The sequence below is a fragment of the Spartinivicinus poritis genome, assembly GCF_028858535.1.
In the GTDB taxonomy this organism is placed as follows: domain Bacteria; phylum Pseudomonadota; class Gammaproteobacteria; order Pseudomonadales; family Zooshikellaceae; genus Spartinivicinus; species Spartinivicinus poritis.
On sequence record NZ_JAPMOU010000007.1, the window covers coordinates 17,972 to 33,766 of the forward strand.

Sequence of the window (15,795 nt, forward strand, 5' to 3'; positions counted from 1 at the left end):
ACAAAGGGCACCACTAAAAATGTTGATAGCCAGAGTGAGTAACCATAATTGACTGACCTTGGTTATCAACTATGCCTGGTTGGGTGGTAATGTTACCAATAAGGGTAATTTCGCCAGCCTCAACTAAAGGAGAAAGCTGTTGGGCAAGCTCAGTAGATGCTGTAAAACACAGCTCATAATCATCACCCCCGGTTAAGGCTAAATGAGTTGCTTGGGCTTTATTGGTTTGGCTTACTAATGCTTGCGAAATAGGTAAAGCGGTAAGGTCTATTTGCGCTCCCAAAGGCTGTTCTGCCTTAGCACTTGCTTCCAGGATATGACCTAAATCAGCCAGAAGCCCATCAGAAATATCAATAGCACAGTTTACACCTAGTGTTGCTAGCTGCTTACCTAGTAGCAGGCGCGGTTCCGGCTGAAAGTAGCGCTGATACAAAAAAGCAATCGTAGGGGTATCGTTGGCTGACAGCATGGGTTGGGGAATAACATAGTCAAGTGCTGCTGCTGCATCACCCAAGGTACCTGACACATAAATATGATCACCCACCTTCGCATTACTGCGCAGCATGGTTTGCCTGGCGCTTACGATTCCTTGTACCTGAATAGAAATCGTCAAAGGCCCTTTAGTAGTATCACCACCTATCAGCCTGATACCAAATTGATTTGCTGCACAGCTAAGGCCCTTTGCAAACTCAGCCAACCAGCTTTCATTAGCTTCAGGTAGGGTCAAGGCAAGGGTAAACCAGCTAGGGGTCGCCCCCATTGCAGCTAAATCACTCACACTGACTGCAAGCGCACGATAACCAATTTGTTCAGCAGCGGCTTCAGCAGGAAAGTGAACATCAGCAACCAGCGTATCAATAGACACAGCTAGCTGTTGCTGATCAGGAATAGAGAGTAGCGCACAGTCATCACCTATCCCTAATTCTGCAGGACTTTCACCTACTGAGGTTAGGGATGGCTGATTAAAATAATTAGCAATGAGTTGAAATTCGCTCAATCTTTACAAGAATCCACTGATTTGCTGACAACTTGGGTATTCCACCAGATACACTAAGCTCGTTAGAGTTCAATGTACCGTTTGCACTATGGCTTCAGCCGGTGGCTATTGACTTCCTGATAACGGGCTCTAGCAGCGACTTTATCCAGCACCCCATTAACATACCGGTGACTTTCTTCAGCACCAAACCGTTTAGCCAGCTCAATTGACTCATTGATTACTACTTTATAGGGAACGTCAATTCGCTTTAGTAGCTCAAAAGCTCCTATACGCAAAGTAGTCAACTCAATAGGATCAAGCTCTTTTAAGTCGCGGTCCAGATAAGGCTCGATCGCTTGTTGGATATCAGCCAGATCACGAGCCACACCATGAAGCAAGTCATGAAAATAACTGAGATCCACTTTTTTCATGTCATTATCAGTACGAAACTGCGCTTCAATTGCTGCCACATTACCACCAGCCATATGCCATTGATAAAGTGCTTGCAGCGCAAACTGACGGGCCTTACGGCGAGCTGAAGGTTTGGGTTTATCCCCAGTAGGGTGTGATACTGCGTCGCTCACTTAACTTAAGCCTCTAAATTACTTAACAAACTTACCATTTCCAGCGCTGACAAAGCCGCTTCTTCACCTTTGTTACCCGCTTTAGTACCAGAACGCTCGATCGCCTGCTCAATAGTGTCTACTGTCAGCACACCAAAGCTAATGGGTAGTTCGTGGTCCAAAGAAATGGTGCTTAGCCCTTTGGTACACTCGCCAGCCACATACTCAAAGTGAGGGGTACCACCACGAATCACTGCGCCTAAAGCAATAATGGCATCATACTGCCCTTGCTTGGCAACTTTCTTTACAGTAAGGGGGATTTCAAAAGCACCTGGGCAACGAACAATCGTGATATTATCCCGGTCAATGCCATGCCTAATCAGTGCATCAATAGCCCCTTGCAGCAAGCTCTCAACCACAAAGCCATTCCAGCGAGCAACTACAATGGCATACTTACCATCGTTGGGGGTTAAGAAGCCTTCTACTGTGTTAATTTCTGACATTGATTACTATGCCTCTTCAAACGGGATATATTCGCAGATTTCTAATTCAAACCCGGAAATAGCACCAAATTTCATTGGTGAGCTAAGCAGTTTCATTTTACCTACCCCTAGCTCTCTAAGAATTTGCGAGCCGGTACCAACCATTAAGTAAGCTCCTGAACCGGACTGACCTGGTGTTCGCTGGCTATGCTCCGGGTGAAAAAACCGGTTCATGCTACCTTCAAAGTCGAGTGAGGCTGTCGGGTTCAACAACACCACAACCCCTTTACCTTCATCTGCCACTTTTTTAAGCGCTTTTTGAATACTCCAGCTTGTGTGCTGAGGAGGCTGCGCTGCCAGCAAATCACGAATCGGGTCAGTGACATGCACCCTGACCAGCGTCGGCTCATCTGCGTTAATTTCACCAAGCGCCAACGCAATATGGGTATTACCTTGAATAGAGTCTTTAAACGCAGTTAACTCAAACTCACCAAATTCAGTTGCTAAGGTTTGCTGATCCACTTTGGTAACAGTTCTTTCGTTTAATATCCGATAGTGAATCAGGTCAGCAATGGTACCGATTTTCAGCCCATGCGTCTCCGCAAATGTTTCCAGGTCTGGCCGGCGGGCCATAGTACCATCTTCGTTCATAATTTCCACAATAGCTGCAGCAGGTGTTAATCCTGCTAGTCTGGCCAGATCACAACCAGCTTCTGTATGGCCCGCTCTACTCAACACGCCACCCGGTTGTGCTCTCAGAGGAAAAATATGGCCAGGCTGAACAATATCATCAGGTTTGCTATCAGGTGCCACAGCCACTTGAATTGTTTTTGCTCTATCTGCAGCAGAAATACCAGTCGTTACTCCATGAGCTGCTTCAATTGAAACGGTAAATGGTGTGCCATATTGACCACCATTTTTGCCCTGCACCATGGAAGGCAAACCTAAATAATCACAACGCTCGCCTGTCAAAGTTAAACAAATCAGCCCTCGAGCCTTACTGGCCATAAAGTTAACGGCTTCTGGTGTCACTTTTTCAGCGGCAATAATCAAGTCACCTTCATTTTCTCGGTCTTCATCATCCATCAAGATAACCATCTTACCCTGACGAATATCTTCGATTATTTCCTCAATGGCATTTAGCTGCATCGTTTTTCCGCCTGTTACTTCAAGAAGCCATGAGTGGCTAAAAATGCTTTATTTATAGGGCTTTCTGATTGCTGATCAGTTGCTGTTAATAAACGCTCTAAATACCGGGCAATAATGTCCACCTCAAGATTAACCTGAGTACCCAGGGTATAGTGTTTAATAATAGTGTTAGCAATGGTATGGGGAACAATATTAAGCAAAAACTGATTACCACTAACTTCGTTTACCGTTAAGCTAGCCCCATCAATAGTGATCGAACCTTTTTCAGCAATATATTTTGCCAGTTGAGCAGGCGCTTCTAGCCAGAATCGGTGGGCACGGGCATCTTTAAAGTGCTTAACAATCTTGCCAACTCCATCTACATGACCACTGACGATATGGCCACCGAAATGCGTAGTCGGTGTCATGGCTTTTTCTAAATTAACAGGATCACCTGCTTTTAAGTCTGCCAGCGTAGAACAACGTAAACTTTCGGCTGATACATCAGCAGTAAAACTTTGTTGATCAAGCTTTACGACTGTCAAACAGACACCATTAGTTGCAATGGAGTCACCCAGCTGAATGCCTTCTATGCTTAAATCCTGAGTATCAATGGTAAGCGATAAATCACCTGCATGAGGTGTAAGCGAGCGGATCACACCAACCGCTTGAATGATGCCTGTAAACATAAGATAGCTAATTAAGCTTATTAATGGGTTGGATCAGCATTCGCCAGTCTTTGCCTATTTGACGAACATCTTTAATTTCAAGGGCAACATTATCCGCCATTTTGGGCATATCGAAAACCGTTAATAATGGTTTAGCCTCATGCCCCATAATCACGGGAGCCATATACACAATTAACTCGTCCACCAGCCCCGCTTTAACAAATGCCCCTGCGAGAGTAGAACCTGCTTCAATCATGACTTCATTACAATGACCATGGTCAGCCAGGTAATTAAGTAATAAATCTAAAGGCACTTGCTGACTAGCGTTATCACCACCTGCTGGATCTGTCGTACTACTTTCATTAAATACAACAACTTCTGCTCCCAGCTTTTCTATACGACTAATCGCATTGGACTCTTTACAGGTAGTCGCAACCAACACTTTACCTGCACCATTAAATATTTTTGCTGTTACTGGTGTTTTTAGCTGACTGTCGACGATAACTCGCAGAGGTGGCGGGCACGTTTTTGCTGCCTCTATTTTAAGCTGTTCAGAGCGAACTGTTAGGGAGGCATCATCATCTAAAACTGTTTTGATGCCGGTTATCACCGCACAGCTTCTGGCTCGCCACTGTTGTACATCAGCCCTGGCATCTGCTCCTGTAATCCACTGACTTTCACCACTGGCTTTAGCCGTCCGGCCATCGACACTCATCGCGAGCTTACAGCGTACTAGCGGCCGCTTAATAGTCATCCGCTGACAAAACCCTTGATTAAGCTGATAAGCCTCTCCGTACAGCAGACCGACTTCTACATTAATGCCTTGCTGTTGCAGGAATTTTTTGCCACTCCCCGCTACTAAAGGATTAGGATCAAGCATGGCCATCACAACTTTTGCAACACCAGCCTCAACTAAGGCATTAGTGCAGGGTGGCGTTCGGCCAAAATGACTACAGGGTTCAAGGGTGACATAAGCAGTGCTGCCTTTTGCAGCTGCTCCAGCTTGTTTAAGGGCATGCACCTCTGCATGGGATTCACCTGCCCGTTCGTGCCAACCTTCTCCAATAATTTCGCCGTTTTTAACTACCACACAGCCTACCCGAGGGTTTGGCCTGGTTGTATATAAGCCCTGTTTTGCCAACTGTAAAGCACGGCTCATCATGGCATGGTCAGTGGCAGAGAATTCTGTTGACACGCATTCACCTCATTTAGATTGCCACAAAACAAAAAAAGAGGGTGTCGCAAAAAGCTAGCAGATATGGGGTGACATTTACTTTCTGCACCCTTTTGTAACACCTTCAATAGAAAAAATATCGATTTGAAAAGCGTCAGCTTTCATTGTCCTGCCTTAGTCGGTCAATTTCCTCACGAAACTCGTTTAAATCCTTAAATTGCCGATACACTGAAGCAAAACGAATATAAGCAACTTCATCCAGTTTTTTTAGCTCATGCATGACCATTTCACCCACCAGCAAGGACTCAACTTCTCGTTCTCCCCTAGCTCGAACCCGGTGTTTAAGTCGGCTAATGGCCTCTTCTACCTGCTCCATACTGACTGGGCGCTTTTCCAGAGCTCTCAGCATTCCACCTCGCAGTTTATCCTCATCGAAAGGCTCACGACTTCCGTCTTGCTTAATCAGCCGAGGCATCACTAGCTCAACAGTTTCATAAGTCGTAAAGCGCTCGCTACAAGACAGACATTCACGACGCCGCCTTACCTGGTTACCCTCTGTTACTAGCCGAGAGTCTGTGACCTTAGTGTCATGCGCACCACAAAACGGACAATGCATAGTAGTTCTGAGCCCAACCCGATTCCTGCATTTAGTTGCATTCTAGGGCTTATTTTTCAACCCTAGACAATAGATAATTCTGATAATTTATTGCCAAGCATACTACCTATAAATAGCACTAATACAAGCCTGTGGTTGAATTAAGTCCACATGATATAAACAGGAAGATGTAACTCATCAATACAACAAACTGACCAAATCAAACACTTTTAATAGTGCCAAACCAAATAATTCAGTTGTCGTTTTCTATAGCGCACTCTATTTATAGAACACTTCTAAAGCGAAAGAGAAACCTTTTCTAAGATTGCTTGAATCTTTTGGTAATGACTACCTTTCCAGTACACCTGCTGACAGCTCTGGCATTGATTAAACTCATCATAAAATTCAAACACACCATCAGGCACCTGATCATGAACCGTATTTTTATCTACCGCCTTAATCTCACCATTACATTTACTACATAAGGTTAATGGCCGAACCAGATCATAAAGCTGATAAAATGCCATAATCTCAACAAACTGGGCCATTGGATCGGTATTTCTCACCCAGCGCCCATAGCGAACATTACCCCGCTTTAGCAAGCCAACATCCCTGCTTAGCAGAATTCTTTGCTGCTGCTCTGCAACAGATGCAAGCTTTTTATCCCCTAAGTCATTACTTTGATAAAAGCAGTCAAAACCGGCCATCCGCAAATAACGAAGCAACCCACCCAGGTGAACATCAAGCAAAAAACGAGGCCCCAACTCAGGCAGTTGCGGCACAATCGCTTGCGGGTGAGGATAAGAGTGCACTACAACTGTATCCTTATTTTTCAGTAAATAGGTAAAGTCAACTGGTTGGCCATTAACCTCTATGCAAGCTACTTCAACATGAGGCAAACCTAATGACTCAATCGCATCTTTAATAGAGGGTTTATCATCAAATGCAAAATGAATAACGTCATCAGGCAGCAAATCAACACATTCACCAAAAAACTGTATGTCACTGGTATACATTTTTTCGCTAGCCAGCTGGCTGTTCTCTAAAAAACCAGGCCATAGTTGAATAATCAAGTTTTTTGCCTGAATTTCATTAATACTAGCTAAAGTGGCCAATTTTTTTACCCAGCCAGGGTACAACGAAAAAACCAGGGTACGGCTTATCTTCGGAAATAAACCACTTTGTTGTTTAAGGTAATTGATGTAGTGATGGTGATTGTTAAACCCATACAATTGAGCCAGCAACTCTCTTGCCGTGACATGTTTAATTGAGTCACGAGGCCAGTGTTTAACAATTGATTTTGCTTGTTGCTTAAAAGCACGCGCTGAAATGAGTAAGGGCATAACATTTACCTTTGCCAAGCCTAGCAGCGCCAACGTCCCACTCTAAAGGCACCAGACATAATATGCTATGACAATCAGTTAATGTTACTAAAAAGAGTCAAGCTATAAATGCTTCCTGGCTGATTAGCCTTCTCTTGTGGGAAGATGGATGCGAAGCCACCCAATAACGACAGCTTACTGCACTCATAATAAAATGCAACGCCTAGCTCTGTTTAGCTGTTGCGATTCAACACAACTTCGTTGCTGCGCTTTTTGAGACATGCCAGCCCCAAATAAAACCCACCTATACTGGCTATAAAATAAACAAACAACCCACAAGTCCTATAGCAGGAATAAAAAACAGCCAACCAATAAAGCTCACAGACATTAACCCAAGCACTAAAGCAGCAAAAAAATTAAGTGTTTGACCTTCAAACACCCACCGAATCAACTCAGTGATACAAACGACTATCAGAGCAAAAGCAGCCCAAAACACAGCAACAGTAAAGCTAAGCCGTGGATCCATGTCAGGCAGTATTCCTGCTTCTTGGTAATAGGACTGGCGCATATCAATGTGTATCATCGAAGTGGTATACACAACAGTAAGCATCCCAAGCAAAATACCAAAGACTTCAATAAAAAACTTTTTCAACAGACTATTTCCAACAAACTAGGCCTCTACTGGTTTCCTATGCTCAAATCGCTTGGCCAGGTATTCATTTAGCAGTAAAGAAATCAGAATTACGCCCCCCCCCAAACAGAGCTTCAAAATATCAGCATCTCGGTTCCAAATCAGCAAGTTAACCAGAATACCTGTAGGAATAAGCGCATTATTCATGATGGCTAATGCCCCAGCATTAACCAGGGTTGCGCCTTTGTTCCAAAGGAAGTAGCCAACACCAGAAGCCACAATACCAAGCCATAATAAAACTCCCCACTGCAGCCCTGACTCAGGATATTTGGGTTTACCCATAACAGCCCAGGCAACCAGTGCTACCACTAAGGCACCCAAATAAAAGCAACCAAACACAGCATGTTGGGGCAGCTGTTCTGGCTCTCGCTGCATAATGACTTTATAACCCACCTGCCCCAAGGCAAAACAAAGATTAGCAGCCTGAACGACAAAAAAGCCCAACACATAATCTTGGGTTAAATTGTCATAGCGCATTACCGCTGCACCGAATACAGCCAGCCCAGCTGTAAGCAAATAAACTGGCGAAAACCGCCCTGCTAACAGGTCATAAGCCACTGTCACATAAATTGGCGTAAATATCGTAAATACAAGTACTTCAGGTACGGTTAACAATAGAAATGACTGGTAATAAAACACATACATCATTCCCAACTGTACAGCCCCTACCCCCATCAACTTGAGCATTAAACCAGGCTTTAGCCATTGTTTTCTTATAAAAGGCAAAAACACTAAGCTGGCAAGTATGATTCGCGTTAACACCGAAAAATAGGCATCTACCTGGCCCGCCAGATACACACCGATTAAGCTAAATGAAAAAGCCCAGAGTAAGGTGACACCGATTAAGTAATACATATATACCCTTCTCGAATGATTTTTAGGGTTTGTTGTCGTCGCTCTTCACCCCAATCATTTATAAACACATAAACTCATGGGGCTTCATCGCTTGACAGCCGCCCCTAAAAATCCTTCGCTTTGGGTATAGTTCAGAATTCACACAACAGTATTTAGGGGAGGCAATAATGACAAAAACCAGCGTACTATGCCAGATTGAGCAAAACAAAAAGCCCGGCATTTGCCGGGCTTTTTGAGACTTCAGTGATGCTTTAGCAACTAGCTGTAAACAGGCAATTTAGCGCAAATTGCTTTTACCTTCTCTTTTACAGACTCAGCCACTGATTGATCATTGATGTTATCCAGCACGTCGCAGATCCAACCCGCTAGCTCTTTCGCATCCGCTTCTTTAAAGCCTCTGCGAGTAATTGCTGGAGTACCAATTCTTAAACCACTGGTAATAAATGGTGAGCGCGGGTCATTAGGTACTGCATTCTTATTTACCGTGATATTTGCTTTGCCTAATGCAGCATCAGCATCCTTACCGGTATATTCCTTATCGATTAAATCAACCAGGAATAAATGATCATCGGTACCACCAGAAACAATTTTAATGCCTCTGCTCAAGAAAACATCGCACATAGCCTGAGCATTTTTAACCACTTGCTCTTGGTAAGCTTTGAATTCGTCGCTCATAGCCTCTTTAAAACAAACCGCTTTTGCTGCGATTACATGCATTAGAGGACCACCTTGGCTTTCAGGAAATACAGCAAAGTTTAATTTCTTCTGTATTTCTTCATCATGACCAGCGGCAAGAATCAAACCACCACGAGGACCGCCTAAGGTTTTATGAGTAGTAGTAGTGACTACATGAGCATGAGGAACGGGTGAAGGATAAACGCCAGCAGCAATCAAGCCAGCTACGTGGGCCATATCCACTAATAGATAAGCACCGACTTTATCAGCAATTTCACGGAAGCGAGCCCAGTCAACCACACGAGAATAAGCAGAAAAACCACCCACAATCATTTTTGGTTTGTATTCCAGCGCAAGCTGCTCTACTTGATCATAATCGATTTCACCCGTTTCAGGTTTTAAACCATACTGTACGGCATTATAAATACGACCAGAGAAGCTTACTTTAGCACCGTGAGTTAAGTGACCACCATGAGCCAGGCTCATCCCCAAAACAGTATCACCAGGCTTCAGCAGCGCCATATAAACTGCTGCATTTGCCTGGGAGCCAGAGTGAGGTTGAACGTTCGCATAATCTGCATTGAATAAGGCTTTAGCTCTTTCAATAGCCAAGTCTTCAACCACATCAACATGCTCACAACCACCGTAATAACGCTTACCAGGATAGCCTTCTGCATATTTGTTAGTCAGCACAGAACCTTGTGCTTCCATCACCCGCGGACTGGCATAGTTTTCCGAAGCAATCAGCTCAATATGCTCCTCCTGCCGACGGGTTTCGTCTTGCATCGCTTGCCATAGATCTGGATCAAAACTGGCAATATTCATATCGCGTGTAAACATGAAAATCCTCTACTCCCATCTTAAACACAAGGTTACCGCGGCAATGCTCCGCTATTTACTGAAAAGCCAAAGGTGCTATTTACAGTCGTAGTGCCTTTATCAAAAAAGCACTACGACTGTAAATATTATGTGCTAATAAGGTATTTAAACGCATACAGACTTGCTAACTGCAATTAAAGTAATATTGTACCTCATTAGAGCAATGCAAGGCATATGAAATAACGGCAACAACATTAACTATTTTACTCAAGTTTGCTGACAAATGGTTTAATTACGGCACTTTTCGTCTTATATTCGACACATCTATTATCAAAAACTGACTGTTACGGATTGCCATCAGCGACTGCTTTCGGTACCTTGTGCAGCATTTTTAACCAAGCAAAGTGTTAATACATAACAATGGCTCAATACGTTTATACTATGAACCGAGTGGGGAAAGTGGTTCCCCCCAAACGTGAAATTTTAAAAGATATTTCTCTCTCCTTTTTCCCTGGCGCCAAAATTGGTGTTTTAGGCTTAAATGGTGCTGGGAAATCCACCCTGCTAAAAATCATGGCAGGGATCGATACCGAAATAGAAGGTGAGGCTCGCCCACAACCTGGCATCAACGTTGGCTACCTGCCTCAGGAGCCCCAGCTAGATCCAGAGAAAAACGTAAAAGAAATTGTTGAAGAAGCCGTTTCTGAAATTAAAGAAGCGCAACAACGCCTTGATGAAGTCTATGCTGCTTATGCAGAGCCCGACGCAGACTTTGATGCCTTAGCAGCCGAACAAGCTCGACTGGAAAATATTATCCAATCCGCCGATGCCCATAACCTGGAGCGCAAGCTTGAAGTAGCTGCTGATGCACTTCGTTTACCACCTTGGGATGCTCAAGTGAAAAACCTATCAGGTGGTGAAAAACGCCGGGTGGCTTTATGCCGTCTATTACTGTCTAACCCAGACATGTTGTTATTAGACGAGCCCACCAACCATTTGGATGCAGAAAGTGTGGGCTGGATGGAGCGCTTCCTTCATGAATACCCCGGTACTGTCGTCGCAGTTACTCACGATCGTTATTTCCTTGATAACGTTGCCGGCTGGATTCTTGAGCTTGACCGTGGCCATGGCATTCCATTTGAAGGCAATTACACTCACTGGCTGGAAACCAAAGAACAACGCTTAGCCATTGAAGAAAAGCAGCAGCAAGCAAAAGACAAAGCTATCAAGCACGAATTAGAGTGGGTTCGCTCTAACGCCAAGGGCCGCCAAGCAAAAAGCAAAGCCCGTCTTGCCCGCTTTGAAGAAATGAACTCACAAGACTTCCAAAACCGTAATGAAACTAATGAAATCTATATTCCACCCGGCCCACGCTTAGGTGACAAGGTCATAGAATTTAATGGTGTTAGCAAAGCCTTCGGTGACAAGCTCTTGTTTGAAAACCTGTCTTTTGCTATCCCCAAAGGCGCAATTGTCGGTGTCATCGGTGGTAACGGCGCGGGTAAATCCACTTTATTCAAATTAATTTCAGGCCAAGAACAGCCTGATAATGGTGAAGTGACAATTGGTGAAACTGTGGAGCTGGCCTTTGTTGACCAGAGCAGAGATAGCTTAGATGGCAGCAAAACGGTTTGGGAAGAAATTTCCGAAGGTCAGGACATGATCCGCATCGGAAGCTATGAAGTACCATCTCGGTCTTATGTGGGCCGCTTTAACTTTAAAGGCTCCGATCAACAAAAATTCGTTAAAGATTTATCCGGTGGAGAGCGCGGCCGTTTACACCTGGCAAACACGCTGAAAAAAGGCGCTAACGTATTATTACTGGATGAGCCTTCAAACGATTTAGATGTAGAAACCTTACGCGCCCTGGAAGAAGCCTTACTGGCATTCCCTGGTTGTGCGGTAGTAATTTCCCACGATCGCTGGTTCTTAGATCGGATTGCCACCCACATTTTGGCATATGAAGGCGACTCTGCCGTAACCTTCTTCGAAGGCAACTACACTGAGTACGAAGCCGACCGGAAAAAACGTTTGGGCGATAATGCACAACCAAAGCGGGTGAAATACAAGCGACTGGCTTAACCTCCTTATCTCTCACACTCAATCACTGGCACTGCCGCAAAGTCTCTATTCAGCTCTCTATAGGAGGGCAATCACTACAGCCAGTGGATATGGAGTAACAGGGCATTCTGTAGCTGCGACAGGGATGTCGCTTTAGCTCTTGATGGGCCAAGGATGGCACTTCAAGAGCGGCGGAAGAATAGCCTGTTATTCCATATCACAATACTGCGGACAGTTTTATAGGTGTTGTATGTTAGTGTTTACGGGGGGAGTGCTCTACTCTCATATACTTTATTGCAAGATAGCCTGAGGCTTAACATGCAATAAACTCCTCCTTCCTATGGTACATGGCCTGTAGAGCAATGTTTTATAATTCAAAAACTGTCCACAGTATTGATATCAAACACCAATCTTATTTTTTACACTATTTCGCGACAGCCTCTCACCACACCTTACTTGCCCCCTTAACCGCCTTAGCTATAGTTAAGTAAGCTGATCTTGGAATAGGTATCGCTATGGCAAAAGATTCTTCTGGTGATCAAGAAAGGCGCAAGTTTAGTCGTATTGCATTCGATGCGGGCACCGTCCTCACTCAAAATGAGCAAGATTGGAATGTGTCACTGGTTGATATTTCCTTGAAAGGGATTCTTGTAAAGACCCCAAAAGATTTTGATATTAATCCAGATAAACCCCTGCTAGCTAAAATCCAACTGGATAATGTTAGCAACATTACAATGGCCCTGCGCTTTGCCCACAAAGAAGGTGACCATATAGGTTTTACTTGTACTCAAATCGACATTGACAGCATTTCCCACCTACGGCGCCTGACCGAGCTTAACCTTGGCTCAACTGATCTCTTGGAAAGAGAACTCTGCGCACTCGGCTTTGATTGATCCAAGCCAACCCTGCCAGCTAAAATGCTCACTTCTTGATAGCAGGGTTTAATGACAATGGCTAAAAAAGCCAAAACAGCATTCGTCTGCACAGAATGTGGCAGTGAGTCTTCCAAATGGCAAGGGCAATGTCCTGACTGCAAGGCGTGGAATACTTTTTCTGAAATCAAACTGGGGGCCTCTCCAGCCAGTCGTGCAGCTTCAGCCAACTTCAGCGGCTTTGCTGGTAGCCGAACTGACATTACTTTATTACAAGATGTCGATATTTCAGAAGCCCCTCGCTTCAGTAGTGGTATTAGTGAACTTGACCGAGTTTTAGGTGGTGGATTTGTACCCGGTAGCGCCGTATTAATTGGCGGCCACCCCGGTGCAGGGAAAAGTACTATTTTACTGCAAACCCTTTGTCATATTGCTCAAACCCAACCCGCTTTATATGTATCTGGCGAAGAATCCCTGCAACAAATTGCAGCCCGTGCAGAACGCTTAGATTTACCCAAGCATCAATTAAAAATGCTGGCAGAAACCTCCGTTGATCAGATTGTTGAAGTCGCCAAACAAGAAAAACCCAGCATTATTGTTATTGACTCCATTCAAGTCATGTTTCTCGAAGGGGTTGATTCTGCACCTGGCGGAGTAGCCCAAGTTAGAGAGAGCGCTTCATTTTTAACTCGCTTTGCCAAGCAAACCAATACTGTCTTATTAATCGTTGGTCATGTCACTAAAGATAATTCTTTGGCAGGCCCCATGACCCTTTCCCATATTATCGATACCCAGCTGATGCTGAGTAATACGGATGATTCTCGCTTTCGAATTTTACGCGCCACTAAAAACCGTTTTGGCCAGGTCAATGAGCTAGGCATTTTCGCCATGACCGAGAAAGGAATGCGGGAAATCAAAAACCCTTCTGCCATATTTTTATCTCGCTCAGAGCAGCCTACCCCTGGTTCCATTATTAATGTTTTGTGGGAAGGCACTCGACCACTCTTAGTAGAAATTCAAGCCTTAGTGGTTGATTCACAACTAGGTAACCCAAGGCGGGTAACCGTTGGCTTGGATCAAAACCGAATTGCTATGTTATTGGCGGTACTGACTCGTCATGGCGGTATTTTTACCAGCGACCAAGACGTATTTGTCAACGTAGTGGGCGGTGTACGTGTGACTGAAACTAGTGCTGATTTAGCTTCTATTTTAGCGATGGTTTCCAGCTTAAAAGACCAGATAATTCCTCATAACGTTGTGGCGTTTGGTGAAGTTGGTTTATCTGGGGAAATTCGCCCTGTCTCCAGTGGTCAGGAGCGGATTTATGAGGCTGCCAAACATGGTTTTAAGAAGGCCATCGTACCTGCAGCAAATGCTCCAAAAGGGGCTGTTGCCGATATGCAGGTCATTGGCGTAAAAACCTTAGCAGAAGCACTGGATGCTCTGTAGCAATGGCAGAAAAAACTGACAACTCATCACAGCCACCTGTTATTGTTTGTTTTTCTGGCCTTGACCCAACTGGCGGCGCAGGTATTCAAGCTGATATTGAAGCCATTAAAGCCAATGGTGGTCACTGCGCTTCATTAATTACCAGTTTAACAGTTCAAAATACGCATAATGTAAAACAACTAGAGCCGATTAATACCTCATTATTGGCAGAGCAAACAGATACACTACTCAGTGATATTCAACCTGATGGCTTTAAGTTAGGTGTGCTTGGCAGCTCTGAAAATGCAGCACTAATTGCTGACACTATAAAGCAATTTCCTCACTGCCCTGTAGTATTAGACCCAGTACTTGCAGCAGGTGGAGGAACAGCCCTTACGACAACTCAACTAGTTGAGGCTATTAAACATCAGTTATTACCGTTAACTACTATTTGCACCCCAAACACGCTTGAATTACAGCAATTAACTTCAAAACAACCAATAAACCAAGCAGCTCAATTATTGCTTGAATACGGTGTAGCAGCGGTACTAGCAACAGGCGGCCATCTTTTAGACTCAGCCAACACTATACAACATCAGCTGTTTATCAATGATCAGCCAGCACAGGCTTTATTTTCTCCACGATTGCCAGGGGAATTTCACGGTTCTGGCTGTACGCTTGCTTCAGCATTAGCAACTCAGCTAGCCTTAAAAAAATCCATTGCTTTAGCCTGCCAGCAAGGATTGGATTTTACCTATCAAAGCTTGCTAAATGCTGTGAAAATCGGCAGTGGGCAATTAATCCCAACTCGGCACTTCTATTAAAAATTATGACGACCCAGCTTCACGGCCTTTATGGTATTACCGACAGCCAACTGCTTCCTGACACAAACACATTAATAAGTGCTGTTGAAGCTGCCCTCAAAGGTGGCATGAGCGTTTTACAATATCGAGATAAATCTCAAGATAAAATAAAAAGACTCAATCAAGCCAGCCAACTAAAAACCCTATGCCAGCAGTATAATGCTTGTTTAATAATTAATGATGATATTCACCTAGCTGCAGAAGTAAACGCAGATGGCGTTCATTTAGGCCAGCAGGATCAAGCTATCGCTCAAGCAAGAAAAAACCTGGGAGAAAATGTCATCATTGGCGCTACCTGTCATGATAGTTACCCACTAGCAGAAGCAGCCTATCAACAAGGTGCAGACTATATTGCTCTTGGACGCTTTTTCCCTTCTGCTACAAAGCCTAATGCGCCACCAGCAAGCTTAAGCAAAATACAACAAGTCTCAACCAATATTCCTTTACCTATAGTAGCTATTGGCGGAATAACGCTGGATAATGCTTCAATGGTTATCAATGCTGGCGCTCATCTGGTGGCGGTTATTCATGGTTTATTTGCCAGTCATAATATTCAAGACACTGCCCAGCAATTTACCCAGCTATTCGCAAAAACAAACTGTACACCCAAATAAGTGAAAGAC

16 protein-coding genes are annotated in these 15,795 nt (G+C 44.2%); 5 read left to right on the forward strand and 11 right to left on the reverse strand.

Annotated elements, in window-relative coordinates; all coding sequences use genetic code 11:
* Positions 1 to 13 precede the first annotated feature (13 nt).
* The 11 genes from thiL to glyA all read right to left on the reverse strand — a co-directional run bounded on the left by thiL (position 14) and on the right by glyA (position 9,969).
* Entirely contained in the window at positions 14 to 997 is a 984-nt protein-coding gene (thiL, locus tag ORQ98_RS07555) for a thiamine-phosphate kinase (protein WP_274688183.1), read from the reverse strand.
* A gap of 86 nt (positions 998 to 1,083) precedes the next feature.
* On the reverse strand, positions 1,084 to 1,560 hold the full coding sequence (nusB, locus tag ORQ98_RS07560; protein WP_274688184.1) for a transcription antitermination factor NusB: 477 nt from the start codon (positions 1,558 to 1,560) through the stop codon (positions 1,084 to 1,086).
* Between the two features lie 5 nt (positions 1,561 to 1,565).
* A complete protein-coding gene (gene ribH, locus ORQ98_RS07565) occupies positions 1,566 to 2,042 on the reverse strand; it encodes a 6,7-dimethyl-8-ribityllumazine synthase (RefSeq protein ID WP_274688185.1) in 477 nt (158 codons plus the stop codon).
* 6 nt (positions 2,043 to 2,048) lie between these two features.
* Positions 2,049 to 3,170 (reverse strand): bifunctional 3,4-dihydroxy-2-butanone-4-phosphate synthase/GTP cyclohydrolase II, encoded by a 1,122-nt coding sequence (gene ribBA, locus ORQ98_RS07570; RefSeq protein ID WP_274688186.1) that lies wholly within the window; start codon positions 3,168 to 3,170, stop codon positions 2,049 to 2,051.
* 14 nt (positions 3,171 to 3,184) lie between these two features.
* Positions 3,185 to 3,838 carry a riboflavin synthase gene (locus ORQ98_RS07575; RefSeq protein ID WP_274688187.1) on the reverse strand — a complete coding sequence of 218 codons (654 nt, stop codon included), beginning with the start codon at positions 3,836 to 3,838 and terminating at the stop codon, positions 3,185 to 3,187.
* Between the two features lie 7 nt (positions 3,839 to 3,845).
* Positions 3,846 to 5,012: a bifunctional diaminohydroxyphosphoribosylaminopyrimidine deaminase/5-amino-6-(5-phosphoribosylamino)uracil reductase RibD gene (gene ribD / locus ORQ98_RS07580; protein ID WP_274688188.1), complete on the reverse strand. Its 1,167-nt coding sequence runs from the start codon at positions 5,010 to 5,012 to the stop codon at positions 3,846 to 3,848.
* Positions 5,013 to 5,145: 133 nt separating this feature from the next.
* Positions 5,146 to 5,607 carry a transcriptional regulator NrdR gene (nrdR, locus tag ORQ98_RS07585; RefSeq protein ID WP_274688189.1) on the reverse strand — a complete coding sequence of 154 codons (462 nt, stop codon included), beginning with the start codon at positions 5,605 to 5,607 and terminating at the stop codon, positions 5,146 to 5,148.
* A 275-nt stretch (positions 5,608 to 5,882) separates the two neighbouring features.
* Positions 5,883 to 6,929 carry a Mut7-C RNAse domain-containing protein gene (locus ORQ98_RS07590; protein ID WP_274688190.1) on the reverse strand — a complete coding sequence of 349 codons (1,047 nt, stop codon included), beginning with the start codon at positions 6,927 to 6,929 and terminating at the stop codon, positions 5,883 to 5,885.
* 292 nt (positions 6,930 to 7,221) lie between these two features.
* On the reverse strand, positions 7,222 to 7,560 hold the full coding sequence (locus ORQ98_RS07595) for a hypothetical protein (RefSeq protein ID WP_274688191.1): 339 nt from the start codon (positions 7,558 to 7,560) through the stop codon (positions 7,222 to 7,224).
* A gap of 18 nt (positions 7,561 to 7,578) precedes the next feature.
* Positions 7,579 to 8,454 (reverse strand): carboxylate/amino acid/amine transporter, encoded by an 876-nt coding sequence (locus ORQ98_RS07600; RefSeq protein WP_274688192.1) that lies wholly within the window; start codon positions 8,452 to 8,454, stop codon positions 7,579 to 7,581.
* Positions 8,455 to 8,712: 258 nt separating this feature from the next.
* Positions 8,713 to 9,969: a serine hydroxymethyltransferase gene (glyA, locus tag ORQ98_RS07605; protein ID WP_274688193.1), complete on the reverse strand. Its 1,257-nt coding sequence runs from the start codon at positions 9,967 to 9,969 to the stop codon at positions 8,713 to 8,715.
* Positions 9,970 to 10,368: 399 nt separating this feature from the next.
* Between glyA and ettA the strand changes: the two genes are divergently transcribed.
* The 5 genes from ettA to thiE all read left to right on the forward strand — a co-directional run bounded on the left by ettA (position 10,369) and on the right by thiE (position 15,786).
* The gene (ettA, locus tag ORQ98_RS07610; protein ID WP_274688194.1) at positions 10,369 to 12,030 is read left to right on the forward strand and encodes an energy-dependent translational throttle protein EttA; all 1,662 of its coding nucleotides are present in this window, start codon (positions 10,369 to 10,371) and stop codon (positions 12,028 to 12,030) included.
* 494 nt (positions 12,031 to 12,524) lie between these two features.
* On the forward strand, positions 12,525 to 12,902 hold the full coding sequence (locus ORQ98_RS07615; RefSeq protein WP_274688195.1) for a PilZ domain-containing protein: 378 nt from the start codon (positions 12,525 to 12,527) through the stop codon (positions 12,900 to 12,902).
* Between the two features lie 57 nt (positions 12,903 to 12,959).
* Positions 12,960 to 14,330 carry a DNA repair protein RadA gene (gene radA / locus ORQ98_RS07620; protein WP_274688196.1) on the forward strand — a complete coding sequence of 457 codons (1,371 nt, stop codon included), beginning with the start codon at positions 12,960 to 12,962 and terminating at the stop codon, positions 14,328 to 14,330.
* Between the two features lie 2 nt (positions 14,331 to 14,332).
* Positions 14,333 to 15,133, forward strand: a complete 801-nt coding sequence (gene thiD / locus ORQ98_RS07625) for a bifunctional hydroxymethylpyrimidine kinase/phosphomethylpyrimidine kinase (protein WP_274688197.1) — start codon at positions 14,333 to 14,335, stop codon at positions 15,131 to 15,133.
* A gap of 5 nt (positions 15,134 to 15,138) precedes the next feature.
* On the forward strand, positions 15,139 to 15,786 hold the full coding sequence (gene thiE / locus ORQ98_RS07630) for a thiamine phosphate synthase (RefSeq protein WP_274688198.1): 648 nt from the start codon (positions 15,139 to 15,141) through the stop codon (positions 15,784 to 15,786).
* Positions 15,787 to 15,795 lie beyond the last annotated feature (9 nt).

Excerpts from the sequence above, each read along its gene's own strand:
- ettA (WP_274688194.1), top strand. The coding sequence starts at position 10,369 with ATGGCTCAATACGTTTATACTATGAACCGAGTGGGGAAAGTGGTTCCC.
- nrdR (WP_274688189.1), bottom strand. The coding sequence starts at position 5,607 with ATGCATTGTCCGTTTTGTGGTGCGCATGACACTAAGGTCACAGACTCT.
- ORQ98_RS07600 (WP_274688192.1), bottom strand. The coding sequence starts at position 8,454 with ATGTATTACTTAATCGGTGTCACCTTACTCTGGGCTTTTTCATTTAGC.
- ribH (WP_274688185.1), bottom strand. The coding sequence starts at position 2,042 with ATGTCAGAAATTAACACAGTAGAAGGCTTCTTAACCCCCAACGATGGT.
- thiE (WP_274688198.1), top strand. The coding sequence starts at position 15,139 with ATGACGACCCAGCTTCACGGCCTTTATGGTATTACCGACAGCCAACTG.
- ribBA (WP_274688186.1), bottom strand. The coding sequence starts at position 3,170 with ATGCAGCTAAATGCCATTGAGGAAATAATCGAAGATATTCGTCAGGGT.
- ORQ98_RS07590 (WP_274688190.1), bottom strand. The coding sequence starts at position 6,929 with ATGCCCTTACTCATTTCAGCGCGTGCTTTTAAGCAACAAGCAAAATCA.
- ORQ98_RS07575 (WP_274688187.1), bottom strand. The coding sequence starts at position 3,838 with ATGTTTACAGGCATCATTCAAGCGGTTGGTGTGATCCGCTCGCTTACA.
- ORQ98_RS07615 (WP_274688195.1), top strand. The coding sequence starts at position 12,525 with ATGGCAAAAGATTCTTCTGGTGATCAAGAAAGGCGCAAGTTTAGTCGT.
- radA (WP_274688196.1), top strand. The coding sequence starts at position 12,960 with ATGGCTAAAAAAGCCAAAACAGCATTCGTCTGCACAGAATGTGGCAGT.
- glyA (WP_274688193.1), bottom strand. The coding sequence starts at position 9,969 with ATGTTTACACGCGATATGAATATTGCCAGTTTTGATCCAGATCTATGG.
- thiD (WP_274688197.1), top strand. The coding sequence starts at position 14,333 with ATGGCAGAAAAAACTGACAACTCATCACAGCCACCTGTTATTGTTTGT.